General features: G+C 66.9%; 15 protein-coding genes and 4 pseudogenes. 9 read left to right on the plus strand and 10 right to left on the minus strand.

Going from position 1 to position 18,826, the window contains the following annotated elements:
- Positions 1-64 precede the first annotated feature (64 nt).
- Positions 65-1,066, plus strand: a complete 1,002-nt coding sequence (locus FND50_RS20310; RefSeq protein ID WP_186301091.1) for an alpha/beta fold hydrolase — start codon at positions 65-67, stop codon at positions 1,064-1,066.
- A gap of 394 nt (positions 1,067-1,460) precedes the next feature.
- On the plus strand, positions 1,461-1,964 hold the full coding sequence (locus FND50_RS20315; RefSeq protein ID WP_260850553.1) for a hypothetical protein: 504 nt from the start codon (positions 1,461-1,463) through the stop codon (positions 1,962-1,964).
- Positions 1,965-2,165: 201 nt separating this feature from the next.
- On the opposite strand, the gene FND50_RS20325 is transcribed toward FND50_RS20315, so the two are convergent.
- The 3 genes from FND50_RS20325 to FND50_RS20340 form a co-directional block, all read right to left on the minus strand.
- Entirely contained in the window at positions 2,166-3,386 is a 1,221-nt protein-coding gene (locus FND50_RS20325; protein WP_144286870.1) for an NAD(P)/FAD-dependent oxidoreductase, read from the minus strand.
- 384 nt (positions 3,387-3,770) lie between these two features.
- The gene (locus FND50_RS20335; protein WP_260850554.1) at positions 3,771-4,925 is read right to left on the minus strand and encodes a PIN domain-containing protein; all 1,155 of its coding nucleotides are present in this window, start codon (positions 4,923-4,925) and stop codon (positions 3,771-3,773) included.
- 45 nt (positions 4,926-4,970) lie between these two features.
- Positions 4,971-5,426, minus strand: a complete 456-nt coding sequence (locus FND50_RS20340) for a helix-turn-helix domain-containing protein (protein WP_186301093.1) — start codon at positions 5,424-5,426, stop codon at positions 4,971-4,973.
- 685 nt (positions 5,427-6,111) lie between these two features.
- Between FND50_RS20340 and FND50_RS20345 the strand changes: the two genes are divergently transcribed.
- Positions 6,112-6,717, plus strand: coding sequence for a hypothetical protein (locus tag FND50_RS20345; RefSeq protein ID WP_144286873.1), 606 nt, complete (start codon positions 6,112-6,114; stop codon positions 6,715-6,717).
- Between the two features lie 130 nt (positions 6,718-6,847).
- Here the strand turns inward: FND50_RS20345 and FND50_RS20350 are convergent.
- Both FND50_RS20350 and FND50_RS20355 read right to left on the minus strand, forming a co-directional pair.
- Positions 6,848-7,680, minus strand: a pseudogene (locus FND50_RS20350) (NmrA/HSCARG family protein).
- A 287-nt stretch (positions 7,681-7,967) separates the two neighbouring features.
- Positions 7,968-9,581, minus strand: coding sequence for a CdaR family transcriptional regulator (locus tag FND50_RS20355; protein ID WP_144286874.1), 1,614 nt, complete (start codon positions 9,579-9,581; stop codon positions 7,968-7,970).
- Positions 9,582-9,853: 272 nt separating this feature from the next.
- Here FND50_RS20355 and pruA point away from each other — a divergent pair, with 272 nt between their 5' ends.
- Both pruA and FND50_RS20365 read left to right on the plus strand, forming a co-directional pair.
- Positions 9,854-11,509 (plus strand): L-glutamate gamma-semialdehyde dehydrogenase, encoded by a 1,656-nt coding sequence (pruA, locus tag FND50_RS20360; RefSeq protein WP_144286875.1) that lies wholly within the window; start codon positions 9,854-9,856, stop codon positions 11,507-11,509.
- Positions 11,509-12,489 (plus strand): proline dehydrogenase family protein, encoded by a 981-nt coding sequence (locus FND50_RS20365; protein WP_144286876.1) that lies wholly within the window; start codon positions 11,509-11,511, stop codon positions 12,487-12,489. The genes pruA and FND50_RS20365 overlap by 1 nt, the downstream gene beginning before the upstream one ends.
- Positions 12,490-12,777: 288 nt before the next feature.
- Here the strand turns inward: FND50_RS20365 and FND50_RS20370 are convergent, their stop codons facing one another.
- Together FND50_RS20370 and FND50_RS36915 are read right to left on the minus strand one after the other, a co-directional pair.
- Positions 12,778-13,080 (minus strand): hypothetical protein, encoded by a 303-nt coding sequence (locus tag FND50_RS20370; RefSeq protein ID WP_144286877.1) that lies wholly within the window; start codon positions 13,078-13,080, stop codon positions 12,778-12,780.
- Between the two features lie 190 nt (positions 13,081-13,270).
- The gene (locus FND50_RS36915) at positions 13,271-13,486 is read right to left on the minus strand and encodes a hypothetical protein (protein ID WP_260850556.1); all 216 of its coding nucleotides are present in this window, start codon (positions 13,484-13,486) and stop codon (positions 13,271-13,273) included.
- 299 nt (positions 13,487-13,785) lie between these two features.
- Between FND50_RS36915 and FND50_RS20380 the strand changes: the two genes are divergently transcribed.
- Positions 13,786-14,247, plus strand: coding sequence for a MerR family transcriptional regulator (locus FND50_RS20380; RefSeq protein ID WP_144286878.1), 462 nt, complete (start codon positions 13,786-13,788; stop codon positions 14,245-14,247).
- Between the two features lie 112 nt (positions 14,248-14,359).
- On the plus strand, positions 14,360-15,400 hold the full coding sequence (locus FND50_RS20385) for an NAD(P)-dependent alcohol dehydrogenase (protein WP_144286879.1): 1,041 nt from the start codon (positions 14,360-14,362) through the stop codon (positions 15,398-15,400).
- 141 nt (positions 15,401-15,541) lie between these two features.
- Here the strand turns inward: FND50_RS20385 and FND50_RS36195 are convergent.
- Both FND50_RS36195 and FND50_RS37605 read right to left on the minus strand, forming a co-directional pair.
- Positions 15,542-16,004, minus strand: a pseudogene (locus tag FND50_RS36195) (zinc-binding dehydrogenase); the annotation flags it as partial.
- Positions 16,005-16,070: 66 nt separating this feature from the next.
- Positions 16,071-16,766 (minus strand): annotated as a pseudogene (locus tag FND50_RS37605) (transcriptional regulator); the annotation flags it as partial.
- A gap of 87 nt (positions 16,767-16,853) precedes the next feature.
- Between FND50_RS37605 and FND50_RS20400 the strand changes: the two are divergent.
- Positions 16,854-17,195: a nuclear transport factor 2 family protein gene (locus FND50_RS20400; protein ID WP_144286880.1), complete on the plus strand. Its 342-nt coding sequence runs from the start codon at positions 16,854-16,856 to the stop codon at positions 17,193-17,195.
- Between the two features lie 28 nt (positions 17,196-17,223).
- Here FND50_RS20400 and FND50_RS36925 read toward each other — a convergent pair.
- Positions 17,224-17,334, minus strand: a pseudogene (locus FND50_RS36925) (enoyl-CoA hydratase); the annotation flags it as partial.
- 493 nt (positions 17,335-17,827) lie between these two features.
- On the opposite strand from FND50_RS36925, the gene FND50_RS20410 reads away from it, so the two are divergent.
- On the plus strand, positions 17,828-18,715 hold the full coding sequence (locus FND50_RS20410) for a bifunctional 2-polyprenyl-6-hydroxyphenol methylase/3-demethylubiquinol 3-O-methyltransferase UbiG (RefSeq protein ID WP_186301339.1): 888 nt from the start codon (positions 17,828-17,830) through the stop codon (positions 18,713-18,715).
- Positions 18,716-18,826: the final 111 nt, after the last annotated feature.

Genomic DNA, 18,826 nt, shown 5'->3' on the forward strand with positions numbered 1-18,826 from the left:
CCGCGTTGAGCATCGTCGGCCCCATCGGGCGCCGAATATCATGGGAAAGGAAGGAGGGATCACCGTGCGATACGACGACTGGGGCGTCCGGTCGCAGCGGTGGGCGGGGTTGTGCAGCGTGTCGACGAGCGTGTGCGGCGTGCCCGTGCACTATGTCGGAGCGGAGCCCGCTTCGACCGCGCCTCCCGACGCACCAGTTCACCTGCTGGTGCCCCCGATGACCGGTGGTGCGAGCATGTGGATCGATCTCGTTCCTCACCTGCGCCAGCTCGGGCCGGTGATTTCCGTCGACCTCCCGGGGACGATCGTCGGCCACACCGGTGATCCGTATCGGCATGGGCCACGCGCGGACCTGGACGCTCGCTTCGTGTCGGCCTTCGTCCGGCAGCTCCGCCTCGAGAGCCGGGTGGTACTGCACGGCTGGTCGACGGGTGGCCTGGTGGCGGCGCTGGCCGCCACGATGATGCCCGAGAAGACTCGGGGAGTCGTCTTGGTGGCCCCAGCGCTGCCGTGGCGCCGGACGTCACCAGCCGAGGCGCTCGGGTGGCAGACACTGGGACGCCTCGTCGTCGCAGCCGGCCCGCCAATGACACGCGCGGTGCTGCGACTGGCGGGCCGGCGCATGCTGGATGCCAAGCGAACCGCGATCAACGACGCGGGCTCCATCTCGGGTGGCCGGACCGACCTCATCGGTGGAGACCCGGGCCGTGTCTCACGAGCGCAGGTCGACCTGTGGCTCGATGGCCTCGAGGCGGCCCGCGAGCAGCCGGAACGGCTCGCGGGCACAGCTGCGGCGTTCGCGTCGATCGTCAAGGCCATGTTCATCACGCAGAGACCGACGAACGAGGCACTCGATTCCGTGCGGGTGCCCGTACTTGTGCTGTGGGGAAGGGACGATCACGTTGTCGACCCCACGTCGCTCATGCAGCACGCCCGACGGCCGGGCTGGACACCCCGGCCCATCGATGACGTTGGCCACCTGCTTCCCGTCGAGGCGCCCGACCTCTACACGCAGGCAGTCTGCCAGTGGCTCGCCGTGATTCCCGGATTCGGACGCCCTGCGTAGAGGGGCATCTTCCCGACCCAGCAGAAAGGCCCGGCGGAGGCCAGTTCCCCGCCGGACGACGTCATCGCCCCAGATTCCGCCTGATTTCACCGGCGAGTTGCGCCGGTACCCGGACAAAAGGTGCGGGTCGGCGCTTGCCTCGCCGGCCCGCACCGGCACCGGCACCGGCACCGGCACCGATACAGAACGAACAACAACGCTCCCCCCGAGCACAACCGGGTCGGCGGATCGCCGCCGCAGCGAGCCGAGAGTGTCCAGGAAATCGGATGTTCCTGCCGTCGATGAAGTGCTCAGTGCGCGGTCGCCCCACCGCACACGCGTCAACGCGGTGCGCGCGGCGGCGAAGCCGCATAATTGAGGGTGCGAGGTGAGACCGTTGCGGCAGACACCCTGGTTGACGACGACGATATTCGTCGGGTCGGTTGTTCTCCTGCTCGCAGTCCACACCGGCGGCGGTGCGTCGAGCGAACCCGACACGGAAGCGACGCGCAGGCTCGACCCCGCCGGGCCGGTACTCACCCTCACTCCGCCTCGCGGGCAACCGGGTGACCGGATCCAGTACCACGCGGCGAATCTTCCGACCTGCGGCGGACCGTGGGCGGTGGAGTTAGGCGATCGTGTCCTGGGTGAGACCCGCCAGGTCGGCAGCGTCGCCGACTTCCGCTCGGCGGTGCCGAACCGCGGCAGTCGCGGTTTCCAGGTGGCCGGGCTGCGGTGCCTGCCGATCCCGTCGATGGTGGTGCAGACGACGTTCGAGGTGCTCCCGGTGACACGTTCGTCGGAGCCGACCACTACCTGGATACTGCCGCCACCACCAGAGCTACCGACGCGGACGAAGAGACCCACACCGACGACCCCCACCACCACGCCCACAGCTCCTGCTGACGCGGGGCGGTAGCGGCGGCGGCCGTAGCCGGAACGGCGGCGCCTGCGGAAGCTGCGCCGCTCGAACCGACGTCGTTCACGGGTCCCTTACAGCGGCGGGGCCGCGTGCTCGCCCGTACCAGCCCAGGTCGAACGTCACCCACCGCTGCCAGGTCTCCTGGAGGACGTCCTCGGCGTCGGTTGGCGAGCCCAGCATCCCCATCCACCTCCCCGCTCATGCCAGTCTGCTCGGCTTGGACAGCGATCGACCGTGCTCAGCCTGGACCCGCTGCCGCCGGGAGCCGTCGTTGACCGGCCACGCGTGCGACCCGGGCTTTCGCGCCTCGTCCGCCAGCTGCTTGACGGGACTCGCTGCCGCGGCTTCCTTGAGCTTCGCACCGAGGCGGCCCCGCAGGTGAAGCCGCATCGCGGTGTCATCCCAGTGTGCGAGCTGGAAAACGCCGTCCTTACGCCCCAGGCTGACGCACATGGCGGCGATCCCCTTGCCGAAGTCTGCGGGCCGTTCCCCCGTTATCCGGCTGAGCACCGTGTCAGCGGCATGCGAGCCAAGAGGAAGCGCCGCTTGGCAACTCATTCGCAACGGCAGGTTCGACGGGGCCGCGGCATCACCGGTCGCGACGATGCGTTCGTTGTCCACGCTGGTCAGCGTCTCGTCGGTGAGGAGACGGCCCATGGCGTCGGTGCTCAGCCCGCTGCGGCCGGCCAAGTCCGGAACGCCGAAGCCGGCGGTCCAGATCGTCACCGTGCTCGGGAGCACACGGCCGCCGCTGAGCTCCACGGCGTCACGTGTCACCGCGGCCACCGTCGCACCGGGGCCGTCGATCACGGCCACACCAAGATTGGACAACCCCCTGGCCACCGAGCGTCGGCCCCGCGGGTGCAGGTACGGGCCGAGCCGGTCGCCGCAGACCAGAGTCACAGTGCGCCCGAGCTCCGCGAGCTCGGCTGCCGTCTCGATGCCGAGCGGACCGCCACCGACGACCGTCACCGGCGCCGTCATGGGGGCGTCCTCGAGGACCGACCGAAGCCGCTGCGCCTCCTCCAGGCTGGCGGTCGGATGGGCGAACTCGGCCGCTCCGGGTACGCCGGCCGGGTCGGCGCTGCCACTGCCGACGGCGTAGATCAGGTAGTCGTATCCGACGGTCTCGCCGGTCTCCAGCTTCACGCCGCGCTCGGCAGCATCGATCCTCGTCACGCTGTCCACCAACAACCGGATGCCTCCGGCCAGCACGTCGGAGTAGTCGACCACCGCGTCGTCGGACCCGCCCACCAACTGGTGCAGACGGACCCGCTCGACGAAACACGGACGTGGATTGATCACCGTCACCGCCACATCGTCGCGCTTGGTGAGGCGATTCGCCGCCATCACGCCGGCGTACCCGCCGCCAACCACGACCACATCGATCTTTCCGGGGCGCACAGAGTTCGCATTCATGATGTCTCCTCGAGATTGGGGTCGCACATAAGACACCGCCCGCTCCACCGTTGTGACAGCACAGGACCCACGCCCCCCACATCGGGCGTCGGCGCTCCCGAAAACCAGACGTGACCTGCTAGCGATCAGTCAACGACAAGGCTCTGCGGCGGCGAAGGAGATTGTCGGCGGGGCAGTCGGCCGCGCCGTCAAGGGACAGAAACCTCGGGGCCGCCGGATCGCCGAGTGTGTGCCACAGTTCAGGTGATGGTGGAGCCGAGCTGATAGGCCGCACTGTCGATCGGACCGGACAACCCGGGATGCGACAACGGCAGCGACAACGCCGGCAGCGTAGGGAAGGCGTCGGTAGCGCGTTCGGTGACCGCGATACAGACGCTGCCGGAATCAGGCCCTGGCGGCAGGGTCCTCCTCAGACCCCAGGTTCCGCACCAGCCACCGATCGCCGACGAGATGCATCAGGATCGGAAACACCGGCCGGGGAATGTTCGGCTCCCACACACCGCTCTCGAGCGTCGACATCTCGTGCACATAGAGCACCTCCACACCGGGGCCGACGATCCTTGTGCCGGTACCGATCCCCCACCTCGCCGGATCCGGCAGCATCGCCCGGAACGACCGCACGTGCACACGCTCGAAATGCACCCACAGCGGATGCTCCGGCGCCGGCACCGCGAGGGCCGAAGCGACCGCCTCTCCCTCCCAACCGTCAATCGTCATCTGATAATGGTTGTCCTGCACCCATCGCCAGGCGAGGACCGCCCGGAAGTCCGGATCCACGTTCGGCCACACCGACAGCAGATCCCCGTCCACGCATATCGACATCAAGAACGTCCACGCCGCACTCACCAGCCGCGTATGCCCGAGGAACCGCAACAATTCCGCCGGATCCATTGCACGAAGCTCGAGGTAGGCCTCCCGCATCTCGGCCGGCACGGCGCTGATCTGTTCGTCGGTCAACTCCGGAAGGGAGGACGCCGCCGGCACCGTACCAGCGTCGGGAACCTCGCCCCGGGCGACGAGCAATGCCCGGACGGCGTCGACGAACCGCGGCGTCAGCCGCTCCAGCGACGCCAACAACTCCCCGACCGTGCGCGGCGGGAACATAGTGCGGTTCACCAGTACGTGCAGGCACTCGAACAATGCGTCCGGGTCCAGATCGAGTTGATCGCAGAGGAATTCGTCGGGATGGATCGCTTCGACGTCGAACGGATCGAGGGCCGCCTGCGGGAAATCCGCCAGGGTGGCGGTCACGATCACACCCGCACCGGAGCGTACAGCCGCAGCCAGGACGTGCCGGTCCTTCGGCTCGGTGGTCATCGCCGGGATCAGTTCCCGGTAGCCACGTGACTCCTCCTCCGCGAAGGGAAATGCTCTGCGCATCTGCTGCACTCGCCGCGCCGCCTGCTCCGGCGGCTTCCCGAACCGCTCGCCGGACAGGTTGCGCTCGACCTCGTCGAGCAGATCCGGCGTCCACACCGGCCGGAACACCTCGGCATCGGCCAGGGTGAGCAGCAGATTGCTCAGGGTCTGGGGAAGCATGACACATCCGTCCAGAACCACCCGAAAGACAGCCATAGGGCGACCTCACCCCGGATCGGCGGGTCGAGACACGAAGCCGTCAGTGGCGTCGCCGGGGTCCGGGGTTTCCTCGTGCGCCATCTCCTCGAACACCTGGCCGCGGCGCGCACGCTCGCGCCGTTGGAATTCGAGCACGTCCGCCAACTCCACCCGCCGATGACGGCCGGGCGAGGTGTACGGGATCTTCCCCGCCTCCAGCAGCCGCACCAAGGTCGGCCGGGTGATGCCCAACAGTTCCGCGGCCTCCTGCGTCGTCAACACGGTGCGATGTGGCTCCACCGTCACAGCCTGCCCCTGATCCAGGGCGGTGACCGCGTCGACGAGCAACCCCCGAACACTGTCCGGCAGCGGCACGGACTCCTCCGGGGTCGAGATCGACACCTGCTCTTGACCAGCGAGAACGGCCCTCAGCGCGGCGAGAAGATCCCGATCGTCGGCGACCGGCAACACCGTGTGGCTCATCCCAGCACCCATACCCCACCATAAAACGAAAAAAACGAACACACAATGCCGGTGGAATCGTTCGGGGACGGTGGGTGACGGGCACCCGACCGCGCCGCGCAAAGTCGGCCGCACCGTGGACCCGTGCAGCTAGATCGACGGATTCCGTCATCGTGTTTGTTTCACAGCAGGGCTGACGCCGGGCCGCCATCGGCGTCCTGGCGTGGGTAGTCGGACGCTGTTCCGGGTAACCGGACCGCAGGCGACGACGCGGGTAGCCGGTGACGGTGGCTGACGTCGAACCAGCAGAAGGATCGCGGTGCATTCGACCTACCGGATGCGTCTGACCGAGAGGGTGTACAGATCGTGCCTCGCATCGAAGAAGAAGGCCCCTGTAGCGGCAGCGGCCCTGAGTTCGGATCGGAAGACGATCCGATTCGGTGGCCGGATCCGAGTCCGTTGGACCTGTGGTGGCAACGGGTGATGTCCGAAAGCCTCCGCCGGTCCCGGGGACCGGGGACCCGGCCGGTGGTCCCGCCCCTGTCGAGGGACTCCCGGAATCGAGATCTCCGTCCGCACGCGAGTTAGACCGATCGGACCCGACCCCAGATCAAGTCCGTTGGGGGGCGTTCGGCAGCGCCGGTATAGAACTCCTCAGCGGCAGCAGCCCAGTCTCCTGACCCTTCCACCCGAACATAGAGGCCTCATGAACATCATCACCGCACTCCCCCTGGCCATACTGCGCGCGCAGTACACCATCGTGCGCTACCCGCTGCGCCTGGTCGACGAACAGGTAATCGCACACCTGGCACCCGCAGCACCGGCCCGACGGCTGTACCGGGGCAGCCTCAGCCTGCTCGATTGTGCCGTCGGCACCGTTCTCGGTCACCAGGACCGAGCCCACGATGCCGCAGACACCGCACCCCGCGTCACCCTGGTCTCCGGGACTGCATCCGACACCGATCACGATCCCAGCGCACCGGATACCGCTGCAGCTGACGCCGAGACCGCCCCTCGGTCCGCGACCGTCGAGAACGCCGAACTGAACGAGAAGGCGGCCCACCAACTCGACACCGACTTACTCGCCGAGCACCTCGAAGACATCGAGACGCAATATCAACTCGAGCACCCCCCGACCACCGGCACAGCCGAGCCGACGACCGACACCGTCATCACCCAGCTCGAGGACGCCGCGAGCACCGAACCCGACACGACACTGTCCGGAGAACTGGCCGACCGCGTAGCCGAACTCGCTCGCGCCGAGACCCCGCCGCCGGGCACCCGAACAACACCGACCGGCAAGCGTCACTAACGAGCGCGATTGCCACCAGCAGCGACGACCCACTCGTCTTCGGGGTTCGGATGCCGGCACCGTCCCGAACTGCACCCGATGGTCGACCACTTCGACACCGAACTCGTCGACCACTTGCTTTCCGCAGACGTCACGCCAACTGGGCGGCCCAATCGGCGAAGCTCTGCCACCCCACCTCGGGGTAGAGACGACCTAGTTCGCCGATCTTCGCGTCGTACCCGGTGTCGGTAAGGAAGCGGAACATAGCGCGCATGTCCGGCGATGCGATGGCGTCCGCGTCGGACGAATGGGCGTGAACCGGCGTGCCCAGCACGTTACTGAGCACCCCGGCCATCCGACGTGGCGTCGGATCATCCGACGCCAGGTCGATTCTTGTCCGGACGAATCGATCCGGATCGTCGAACACGAGCGCGACGAACCGACCGAGGTCCCGGCGCGACAACTGCTGCAGCGGGGTATCGACTGGCAGAGGCAGATCGAGCCGGCCTCGACGGATGCCATCGAGGCCACCGAGCAAGTTGTCATAAAAGTAGGTCGGCCCGACGATCGTGTACGGAAGGGATGATTCTCGCAGCAACGACTCGGTCGCAGCCTTCGTGTCGAAATGTGGGATCCCAGTGCTCTTGTCTGCGTCCGCCACCGAAGAAAACACCACGTGTGGAACACCGGAATCACTGAACGCGCCGACAAGCGCGGCACCCTGAGCGATCTCCGCTTCCGGGCCGTCTTCGAAAGGCGTGGTCATGGCAAACACGCCCGCGCACCCATCTACGGCAGACGCGATCGCCGCCCGATCGGTGATGTCGGCCACGGCAATGTCGACGCCTCGCAGGCGCAACGCGTCTGAGCGAGAAGAGCTTCGACGGACAGAGCTCGAACCTCCCGCCCTCGTTCGAGCAGCGCGTCGACGACGGCGCCTCCTTGACCACCCGTCGCTCCGACGACTGCATACGGCTCACTCATGGGCACAACACCTCTCCTTGTCGACCGCGCCAGCGTACTCGCAGGCTCCGTCCGCCCACCAAGACGTGTGTCCCTCTGCGCTGCCATCAGGGGGCCGACGGATGACAGCGAGCGACCCTCGGATGGGAGACGAAACGGCACGATCACGAGATCGCATGGAACCAGACGATGAAACTCGACAGATGTCGAAAACTCTCGTTACGGAAATCCGTTCGGGACTCCGCCATGTTCGCTGCACGACCCGTCGAGGACATCGACGAACTACCGTGGATCGGTCCGCACTGCGATCAGCGGAGGGTGGGGCGGTTCTGTCCGGCGGGACGCCGCAAGAGCGCAAGCTGGATTTCGATGAGCAGCCGATCTGATGCGTCCTGCAGATTGACGCCAACGATCTCTTCGACGCGCCGGATACGGTAGCGCAACGTATTTGGATGCACCTGCAGGACGGCGGCAGCGTTGCGCACGTCCCCATGCTCGGCAAGGTACGCCTCGGCACTCTCGCGCAGATTCGAAGCGTGCTTGTCGTCGTATTCGACGAGGGCATCGAGCCGCGGATCACGCAGCTCGCTGTTTCCCCCGACGAGGTCGAGGATCTCGCCGAGCAACACCGCAGTACGGGATTCGGCGAGCGTGGTGACCCGTCCCTCGGGGTAAGTCGCGGCGGTCCCGTCAAGGACCCGATCGACCTCGGTCCGGGCTCCGGCAACCTGTCCGAGACCCGAAACGGGGATAGCGATCGCGGCACGCAGGAGTATCGACCGCTTCTGCTCGAGTTGCTCGACCAACTGGCGGGTCCACGTCGCGATGATATTCGCCGACTTGTAACGAGGAAACAGGACGTAGGCGCGGTGGCCGATCATCGTGGACACCGAGTCACGTCGGAGCGCGCTCGCATGCAGACTGATCATGCTGCCTACACTGGTGACAATCTCCGACGGCGGTTCGGGCTCTCCTGCGGTCACGGCAAATCCGACCACTGCGGCCGATCCTGAATCCGGCAGGTTCAGGGCGCTGGCCACCGATGGGGCATCCACCCCTCCCCCGCGCGCGCCGAACAACCGTTGAATCAGCACGCTCTCCGTCGAAGGAGCATTGAGACTGCGGGAAATGATCCGCGCAGCGATCGCGGAGGCGCCCCGCAGTACGTCGGCGGCGTTATCGGTGAACGGGGCATACCCTTGTTGCACCCAGATCGATCCGAGCAGCCGGGGCGCGGCCGAGCCGTCCTCAACGGTTTGACGGATGCTCACCACTAATCGTCGCTTCGTGCCGAGCTCGTCGTGTGCCGGGACGTCGACGACCTCATCGCTCTCACGCAGCCGGTCGTAGACACCCCATTCCTGCATCGCCTTCAGGTAGTCGCGCGGGCCGATCCTGCCGAGGATCGACAGCGTCCGCAATTCGTCGGCCGCTTCGTCCGACGCCGAGTACGCGAGCACGCGCGCTTGCGCATCTTCGATCGAGACCATCCCGCCGGCGTTCTGCGCGATGGCCTGTGCGAGGCCGAACAGGTCCGTGTCAACGGCCAGCAACTCTGAGTCACCCAGCCTGTCGTACTGCTGCCGGGAGCGGTCGAGCATGCGCTGAATGAGGGGGAAAACGTGGCCCCACCGGGCCTTCGGGTGTACGGCGACCAGTGCGACGCCGGCGCTGCGCGCCGCGGACTGCAGAGCGGTCGACGATGCCGCCGACTTCGACAACACCGCGCGCGGCCTTTGGTCGGGGGCTCGTAGCGCGACCTCCTCGAACCACCGCACGGCTTCGGCCTTCCTCACGCCGACGTGTAGGTAGAGATCTGGCGACGGTGACTCGACCTCTACCGACAAATCGGAGCTGTCGACCAGGGCGACGGAAGAGATGGCGACCGAATCCCCCGCGGGCGCCTCTATCAACTCGACCACGGACGTATCAAGTGCGGCGAGAAGTTCACGCAGGGTGATAGTTTCGCTCGATTCCGCTTCTCGGCCTGCTTTGGCGACGGCACGTTTACGAGACGACACGGCTGGTCTCCCTGTCCAAATAGATTGATCCGAAGGATGCGATTGGCCGATCATACAATCTCAAGCCTGACTATTCGTCTGACTGGCTGATAGTTTTCCGTGGGTGTTGGTGTTGACTACGGGTAGTGCTTTGCAGCGGCTCCGTCGCCGCCATACCCCTCGTAGGAGGTTTCATGGACGCCATCACCACCACCCCGCAGCCAGTCAACGAGCCGGGGGGCTCCTTCGCCCCGGGCAGCCCGGAGCGGGTGCGACTGCAGGCGAAGCTGGCAGAGCTGGGGTCCAACCCCACCGAGATCCACAACGTCATCGGCGGTGCGCACCGGCGAAACAACGGCCCCGCGATCGACGTCGTCCAGCCGCACCGGCACGCCGCCGTGCTGGGCACCTTCACCAATGCCGGCGCCCAGGACATCCAGGACGCCGTCACCGCCGCCACCGCCGCTGCCCCGGGCTGGCGGGCACTATCGTTCGAGGACCGCGCCGCGGTTTTCCTCCGTGCGGCCGACCTGCTGTCCGGACCGTGGCGTGAAACCCTCGCCGCCGCAACGATGCTCGGTCAGTCCAAGACCGCGTACCAGGCGGAGATCGACAGTCCGTGCGAGCTGATCGACTTCTGGCGGTTCAACGTCCAGTTCGCCCGGCAGATCCTCGCCGACCAGCCGATCTCCTCCCCCGGCGTGTGGAACAAGCTCGAATACCGCTCCCTCGAGGGCTTCGTCTACGCGATCACCCCGTTCAACTTCACCGCCATCGCCGGCAACCTGCCCACCGCCCCCGCCCTGATGGGCAACACCGTGGTGTGGAAGCCGTCGCAGACCCAGGCCGTCGCCGCGTATTGGACGATGAAACTGCTCGAGGCCGCGGGGCTGCCCCCGGGTGTGATCAACCTCGTCAACGGCGCCGGCGCCGAGGTCTCGGACGTCGTTCTCGCCGACCCCCGCCTGGCCGGGATCCACTTCACCGGGTCCACCGCCACGTTCCAGCACCTGTGGCGTCAGGTCGGCAACAACATCGCCAACTACAACTCCTACCCGCGCCTGGTCGGCGAGACCGGCGGCAAGGACTTCGTCCTCGCCCACAGCTCCGCGAACCCCGACACCCTGACCACCGCGCTGCTGCGCGGCGCGTTCGACTACCAGGGTCAGAAATGCTCCGCGGCCTCCCGCGCGTTCGTCCCGAAGTCGGTGTGGGCGAAGATGGGCGACAACTTCATCGAGAAGGCGTCGACGCTGAAATACGGGGATGTCACCGATTTCTCGAACTTCGGTGGCGCCGTCATCGACCAGCGGGCCTTCGACCGCAACGCCGACGCCATCGCCCGCGCCAAGGCCACCCCCAGCCTGACCATCGCTGCCGGCGGCCACGTCGACGACAGCATCGGGTACTTCGTCGACCCCACCGTGCTGCTCGGCGACGACCCCACCGACGAGGCCTTCCGCACCGAATACTTCGGACCGATCCTGTCGGTGCACGTCTACGACGACTCCGCAGCCGGGTCGTTCGAGAAGGTCCTCGACCTGGTCGACAAGGGGTCCGCCTATGCGCTGACCGGGTCGATCATCGCCGACGACCGCACCGCGATCGCCCAGGCGACCGACGACCTGCGATTCGCAGCCGGCAACTTCTACATCAACGACAAGCCCACCGGCGCCGTCGTCGGACAACAACCCTTCGGAGGAGCACGCGCCTCGGGCACCAACGACAAGGCCGGCTCCCCGCAGAACCTGCTCCGCTGGGCCTCCGCCCGCACCATCAAGGAAACATTCGTCCCGGCCACCGACCACCGCTACCCGCACCAGGGCGCCGACACCTCCGAGAACATCTGATGGCGGCCGCCGACCTGCTGCGGCCCGCCCTCCTCGCCGCAGCCCGCTCCCCTCGCATGGAACGGACCATCAGCAAGGTCCCGGTGACCCGCAATCTCGTCGACCGGTTCGTCGCCGGTGAAACCGAGAGCCAAGCGATCACCGCGACCACCGCAATCCTCGACTCCGGCCGATACATCACCATCGACTACCTCGGTGAGGACACCACCGATCTCACGCAAGCGAACAACACGGTGTCCCACTACCTGGTTTTGCTGTCGAACCTGTCAGCCCTCGCGACCTGCGGGGGCACTCCGGCGACCTTCCCGCCGTCGCCGGTGCGCACCATCGAGGTATCGCTGAAACTGTCTGCCCTGGGCCAATCCCTGGCCCGAGACGGGCACAAGGTTGCCCTCGAGAACGCGCACAAGATCTGCACCGCTGCGGAGGAAGCCGGCGCGTGGGTGACCGTCGACGCCGAGGACCACACCGCCACCGACTCGACCCTGTCGATCGTGCGCGAACTACGCGAGGACTTCCCCACCCTCGGCACCGTGCTGCAGGCGTACCTGAAGCGCACCGAGGCGGACTGCGAGGACATGTCCGGCCCCGGATCGCGAATCCGGCTGTGCAAGGGCGCGTACAAGGAACCCGCATCTGTTGCCCATCAAGAAAAGACCGCGGTCGACGACTCATACCTGCGGTGCCTGCGGCTCCTGATGAACGGCCAGGGCTACCCGATGGTCGCCTCTCACGACCCGGACATGCTCAGCGCGGCGATGCAATACGCCGAAGCGAAGGGCCGGGCGGCAGACGAGTTCGAACTGCAGATGCTCTACGGCATCCGCGATTCCGAACAACTTCGGCTGGTCGGCGAACAGAAGCAGGTACGTACCTACCTGCCCTACGGTGAACAGTGGTACGGCTACTTCATGCGCCGCCTCGCCGAACGCCCCGCCAACCTCGCCTTCTTCCTCCGCTCGCTGGCATCACGCAACTAGCCGTGAAGGACACCGGATCCCGGCTCGACCCCCGGTCGGGCCGGGATCCCCACTCGCCCCCGCCCACAACCAGGTACGGACACCGACCGATCGTCGGCTGACCGTGCAGGCGGCGGGCACCGGCGGTATCCACTGGGTTCGCAGACGAGGGTGAGCACAGCCATCCGCACAGATCGCTTCTTTCAGGAATGAACACACGACGACGTCCCTCTCGACGACAGTGTCCCGCACCGGCATCGATGCGGGACACTCGCTCTCCCGGGAGCAGGGGAAGGGAAGACCTGTGGCCTATCCGCGTGACAGTCCGGGCTGAGTCTGGATCTGTCCGGGGCCACCCTTGAATCCGCCGGCCTTGCCCACGGTCCATTCACCGTCCGCACCGCAGACCAGGGCACCATTGCGATCACCGGGCTTGCCGTACGTCACTGTCTCGTTTCCGTTCGAGTCCGTGTTCACGATCGGACACTGCCCACCGGTGGGACCGTTCGGGCCGATCGGCTCGGCATGAGCGATGGACGCCGACCCGAAGGCGCTCAGGATCGGAAGAGCGGCGAAAGCGGCGGTGGCAAAGGTTCGTCGGGCGTTGATCATTCAGTTTCTCCAGAGTGTCGGGGTAGTGTTTCGGTGACAGGTACAACTCTGCCCACTCCCGTGCCCGATCTGAAGCAACCCCAGGGGTCCGTTCGCCAACCCCAGGAGGGGACGTACTCCACCCCGACGTACTCACGACAGGAAGAGGTCCCACCAATCGGTGAGGGCCTCAAACCTTGGTTGTAGGTAGTCAACCTCGTCCGAGCTCCTCGTGCGAGTCACCGTTGATGCCCGGTAGCGAAGACGGGTGGCCGCCACGCTCCTCGATGACTGCGGGTTTCCGTGCGTACCCGCTGCCGTCTTCGGGCATGGGCCCACGTTCGACGTCCCCGCACGTAGGTCTCCCCGAACGGGTCGTCGCCCGGGACTGCCCGGCGGTGTAGTACCAGGCGGTCAGCTCGGCCATCGTCCGATCGTGCACGCTCGAGCAGCACTTCTCGGCGAGCGGTCGCGGGGCGACGTCTCAACCGCACCTCCTGCACCATCCGGCTGACCTCCGGTTGCGTGACGGCCAGGTTTCGCGATCACCCGGTGCGGCACCTGATTGTCCGTCGCGTGCGCCACCGCACGAAGAACGAAGGTCGCGAGGGCGTGACGTGGAGCGGTCTTGTGAGCGTGTTCGTCGGGGTGCGCTGATCTGCGGTGCAACGGTGTGACGCAGCCAACCTTTGACTTCAAGTACTTGAAGTTCATAGCGTCGATGACGTGAGTGCACACACCACCCGACGTAACTACACGATCAAGGACGCGGCCGCTCTGACCGGACTTCCGGCCAGCACGCTGCGCTACTACGAGTCGGTCGGGGTGATCGCGCCGATCAGCCGTGGGGAGAGCAATAAGCACCGCGTCTACGACGAGGACGACCTGGGCCAGCTGTTGGCAATCGCGTGCCTGGCAGCGACCGGGATGTCGGTCAACGACATGAAGGAGTACGTCGCCAACGGGCAACTCGGGGCCGCGGCCGCCGCCGCGCAGATCGAGTTGCTGACCGAACGCCGGCAGCAACTTGCCCGCGAGGCCCAGCAGATCGCACTCCGTCAACGCTACGTCGACCTCAAGATCGACTACTGGCACGCGATCGACGCCGGCGACGAGCCCCGCGCCGCGCTCCTCGCGGCCGAGGCGAGCGCACTGGCCGACCAACTCCACAACACCAAGAGGCGATAACCCACCCAACACCCCCCGGTGCGCGCCCCTCGACCGATGCGCCACCGGTCACTCAGCCATGTCCTGCTCACTACCGAATTGACCACCCAAGAAGGAAGAAGGAAGATCTGCCATGCGAGTCAACGCGTACGCCGCCCCCGCCGCCGGCCAGCCGCTGGTCCCCACCACCATCGAGCGCCGCGACGTCGGCTCCCACGACGTCCTCATCGAGATCCAGTACGCCGGCATCTGCCACTCGGACATTCACACCGTCAACGGCGACTGGGGTCCGCAACCCTTCCCGGTCGTGCCCGGTCACGAAATCGTCGGCATCGTCGCCGAGGTCGGCACCGACGTCACACGCCACAAAGTCGGTGACCGCGTCGGCGTCGGCTGCCTGGTCAACTCCTGCGGTGACTGCACGAACTGCCAGGGCGGCGACGAGCAGTACTGCGTCAACGGCATGGTCCCCACCTACGCCGGCGTCGACCGCGACGGCACCACCACCCAGGGCGGCTACTCCACCCACGTCGTCGTCGACGCCGACTACGTCCTGTCCGTCCCACAGAGCCTGGACCCGGCCGCCGCAGCTCCCCTGCTGTGCGCCGGCATCACCACCTACGCCCCGCTGCGCCGCTGGGGTGCCGGCCCCGGCAAAAAGGTCGCCATCGTCGGCCTCGGCGGCCTCGGGCACATGGCCGTCAAGATCGCCCACGCCCTCGGTGCCGAGGTCACCGTGCTCTCCCAAACACTGAAGAAGCAAGAGGACGGCCTGCGCCTCGGCGCCGACGCCTACTACGCCACCTCCGACCCCGACACCTTCGAGCAGCTCGCCGGCCGATTCGACCTCATCATCAACACGGTCAGCGCCAGCATCGACCCCAACGCCTACCTCGGCCTCCTCGCGATCGACGGCACCCTCGTCAACGTCGGCGCCCCAGCCGAGCCACTCAGCCTCAACGTGATGTCGCTGATCGGCGGCCGCCGCAACTTCGCCGGATCGATGATCGGCGGCATCGCCCTGACCCAGGAAATGCTCGACTTCTGCGCCGACCACGGCATCGGATCCGAAGTCGAGGTCATCCCGGCCGACCGGATCAACCAGGCGTACGAGCGGGTCCTCGCCTCGGACGTCCGATACCGGTTCGTCATCGACACCGCCAGCCTGAACTGACCCCACCGTGAATACCCGCCGCAGACCGGCGAGCGTCTGAATACAGGGACCAGTGCGCGGAACCCACGAGCCCACGGAGTGAGTAGACCGTCCGATGTGCGACTCCTTCCGGCTGAAGGGAACCGCACCTGCGCTTGTGGATCAGAGGGTGAGCAGCACTTTGGTCGCGCGGCGCTCATCCATCGCTTCGTAGCCTCGGCGGCCTGTTCGAGAGGCAGGGTCAGGTCGAAGACCTCACCCGGGTCGATCTGACCGTTGATGATGAGCTCGATCAGTTCGGGGAGGAACCGGCGTACCGGTGCGGGGCCACCGTGCAGGTGCACACCGGAGAAGAACAGCTCCATGCCGGGGAGTTCGACTTCGTGGGGGACGCCTACGTAGCCGACGTGACCGCCGGAGCGGGTCGATCGGATGGCTTGCATCATCGATTCCTGGGTGCCGACGGGTTCGATGACCGAGTGGGCGCCGAGGCCCTCGGTGAGCTCTTTGATCTTCGCGACGCCGTCGTCGCCGCGCTCGGTGACGATGTCGGTGGCACCGAACTTTCGGGCCAGGCTTGACGGTCGGGGTGTCTGCTCCTGGCGATAATGCGTTGCGCGCCGACCCATCGGCGACGCAGCACCTCGGCGGTGCCGTGGTCAGCGGGCAGGAACGCTTCGAGGTGCAGCTCGGCGAGCGTCACGTCGGAGGCGGTCGCGAACGACGTGAGCGTTGTGATGAGCCGGAGGTCGCCATCGGCCGAGCCCAGTTCCAACGGCACCGCGAAGCCGAGCACGTCGGCCTCCTCGGGCAGCGGCGGAAGGCAGGACTCGAGCTCGGCGAGAAGCGCCTCCAACGCCGGGTCGGGGCTCTGCGCCAGCTGAGCCCGTAGGTGCTCGGTGATGTGCCGGCCCCACTCCGGCAGGTTGCGCACCCGGGGCGCGTTCCCATCGGGGTGCAGGGCCAGGCGGAACACGTCGACCGGTGGTGCGAGCAACGCGGGGTCGACGCCTTCGCGGAACACCTCGAACGCCCGGTTGGCGGTGACGAGGATGCCGTGCGGCCGCACGACCATCGCCGGGTACGGGAGATGCCCGTCGAGAATCGTCTCCAGCGCCTGTTGAACTGGGCGCCGCGCCTCGTCGTCGAGCGGTGACTCCGGGAACGCCGGGGCGAAGCCGGCAGCGAGGAGCAGCTCGTTGCGCTCCCGTAGCGTGAGCTCCATCGACTCCGCCAGGCGCAACACCATGCCCCGACCCGGGCGGGAGCGGCCCTGTTCGGTGAAGCTCACGTGCCGCTGGGTGGTGCCCGCCCGAAGCGCGAGATCCAGCTGGCTCATCCGGCGGGCCGTGTGCCAGCGCCGGAACTCACTCGGGAACCGCGTCATCACCGATCAATTTTCGCGCACCCCGGGGGTCGATGCCATTCCTTCCAGGGAGTTGCCAGCAGTGACTCCGCGGCAGACGATACGGTCATGACCGACACAGCAGCAGTCATCGATCACTACAACGCCGCGTTCCTCGAACGGGCACCCGACAAGCTCGTCGACCTCATCGCCCCCGACTGCGTGTTGGAGGGCACCGGCCCGGAGCCCGACGGCAACCGATGGACGGGTTACGACGAATGCCTCGCGGGCTGGCAGGGATTGGCCTCCGACCCCGCCATCGGGTTCACGGTCGAGCACGTCGACATCGACGGCGACCGAGCCGTCATCCGCTGGAGGATCACCGGCACCGAGAACTTTCGGGGCGTGAATCTCATGCGCGTCCGGGACGGGAAGATCGTCGAGGCGCTCGGGTACGGCAAGCGGCCCTAGCAAGCTGTGTCGAGCCGCCGGGTGGCGCCCAGTTCCGGGCGGTTGCGGCGTCGATCGCCTCCTCGGTGAACGCCATCTCGCTGGCCCGGGCCAGTCCGACGGCCCGCGGCAGCAGCCACGCCCCTCCGTCGCCGGGAATGTCCGTCCTTGACGAACCTTTATGTGGTTTCCAGGGTGGTTCTTGGACAGGATGATTCGCACGTCCACGAGCACGATGCCGGCGTCCGATGCGATCACGGGGTTGATGTCGAGCGGTGACGATGTCGCCGACCCGGACGAGGAAGCGGGCCAGCGCCGGGTAGCCGTCGAGCGTGTGAGAGGCGATGGTCTCGTCGATCATCTCGTGGGCCTCGAGGTCGGTGAACGGGGCGGCCGCCTTCCAGTGGGACTGTCCGGACTGTTCCTCGAGTTTCGAGGACGTCCCGTGTCCCTGTACGTGGCGTTCGCCGCTTGTCGCGGGTCCGCCGGAATGTCTTGCACTTCACATCGACGACTACCTCGACATCGAGCAGGCCCCACCCCCCCATGACACTGTGCGTGTCAGGATCGCAGCAGAAACCAATCCAGACCAATTCTTGCCGGTCCGGCAAGAACTCTCGCCGAAAACGTCGGTGTTATTGCACTGTGTGGGTATGGAAAAAGCGGGCGAGGTCACCGAGGTCAAGACGACATCACGTGAGGCGGACGAGTGGGATGCGCGCTACACCGAGCGGGATCGCGTGTGGAGCGGAGAACCCAACGGCGCCCTGGTTGACGAGATGACGGGCGCACGGCCGGGACGCGCCCTGGACGTCGGCTGCGGTGAAGGCGCCGACGCGCTCTGGCTCGCCCGCCAGGGATGGGCCGTCACCGCGCTGGACGTCTCCCAGGTCGCCCTCGACCGAGCAAAGGCCCACGCCGACAGCGAGACCACAGACATCACCTGGGTGCTGAGCGGACTGCTCGATGCCGACTTGCCCGCGGGTGGTTTCGACCTGGTCTCCGCCCAGTACCCCGCCTTGCGCAGTACCCCCGACCGTGCCGCCGAACGTGCGCTGGTCTCCGCCGTCGCACCGGGCGGCATCTTGCTGGTTGTGCACCACGACATACGCGACGCGGATGCGGCGCGCGAGCACGGCTTCGATCCCGATGATTGGGTCACACCCGGTGATGTGGCGGCGCTACTCGATGACAGCTGGCACATCGACGTCAACGAGGTGCGGGAGCGTTCGATCAGTGGCGGCGCGGGAGCACACCACACCCGCGACGTGGTTCTACGGGCCCACAGGCGGCCCCGCCGTAGCCCTTCTATCGGGCATCCTACTGTCGGTGGTTCTCTCGACGCCGACGCAGGATCAGACAGTAAAACCACGACGGGAACAGCTGCGCCCGCTTCGGTGCCCAATGGTCGCGCCCACCCTCACGATCGCGCCCGCTACTGGGACCACCGACAGGCGCGGTGGGTCAAGCATCACGCCGACCCGACCCGACCCGAGACTAGGGGCCATCATCACCGGGTTGGACGAGACGCCCACCCCTAGCCGGATTGTGGCCCGACAGAGAAGATGGTCAGGAAATGTCGCCGTGGGATGTCGAGAACCCGCGCGCGGCTTCGTCCCCGGAGTGAAACGGCCACAATGGGCCGCACCGCA

It is taken from the genome of Rhodococcus sp. WB9 (genome assembly GCF_007558985.1).
Lineage (GTDB): Bacteria > Actinomycetota > Actinomycetes > Mycobacteriales > Mycobacteriaceae > Rhodococcus_F > Rhodococcus_F opacus.

What these genes read in the sequence shown, in the direction of transcription:
- FND50_RS20370 (WP_144286877.1), bottom strand. Translation starts at nt 13,080, where the DNA reads ATGATCAACGCCCGACGAACCTTTGCCACCGCCGCTTTCGCCGCTCTT.
- FND50_RS20410 (WP_186301339.1), top strand. Translation starts at nt 17,828, where the DNA reads ATGGAAAAAGCGGGCGAGGTCACCGAGGTCAAGACGACATCACGTGAG.
- FND50_RS20345 (WP_144286873.1), top strand. Translation starts at nt 6,112, where the DNA reads ATGAACATCATCACCGCACTCCCCCTGGCCATACTGCGCGCGCAGTAC.
- FND50_RS20400 (WP_144286880.1), top strand. Translation starts at nt 16,854, where the DNA reads ATGACCGACACAGCAGCAGTCATCGATCACTACAACGCCGCGTTCCTC.
- FND50_RS20335 (WP_260850554.1), bottom strand. Translation starts at nt 4,925, where the DNA reads ATGCTTCCCCAGACCCTGAGCAATCTGCTGCTCACCCTGGCCGATGCC.
- pruA (WP_144286875.1), top strand. Translation starts at nt 9,854, where the DNA reads ATGGACGCCATCACCACCACCCCGCAGCCAGTCAACGAGCCGGGGGGC.
- FND50_RS20385 (WP_144286879.1), top strand. Translation starts at nt 14,360, where the DNA reads ATGCGAGTCAACGCGTACGCCGCCCCCGCCGCCGGCCAGCCGCTGGTC.
- FND50_RS20325 (WP_144286870.1), bottom strand. Translation starts at nt 3,386, where the DNA reads ATGAATGCGAACTCTGTGCGCCCCGGAAAGATCGATGTGGTCGTGGTT.
- FND50_RS20340 (WP_186301093.1), bottom strand. Translation starts at nt 5,426, where the DNA reads ATGAGCCACACGGTGTTGCCGGTCGCCGACGATCGGGATCTTCTCGCC.
- FND50_RS20365 (WP_144286876.1), top strand. Translation starts at nt 11,509, where the DNA reads ATGGCGGCCGCCGACCTGCTGCGGCCCGCCCTCCTCGCCGCAGCCCGC.
- FND50_RS36915 (WP_260850556.1), bottom strand. Translation starts at nt 13,486, where the DNA reads ATGGCCGAGCTGACCGCCTGGTACTACACCGCCGGGCAGTCCCGGGCG.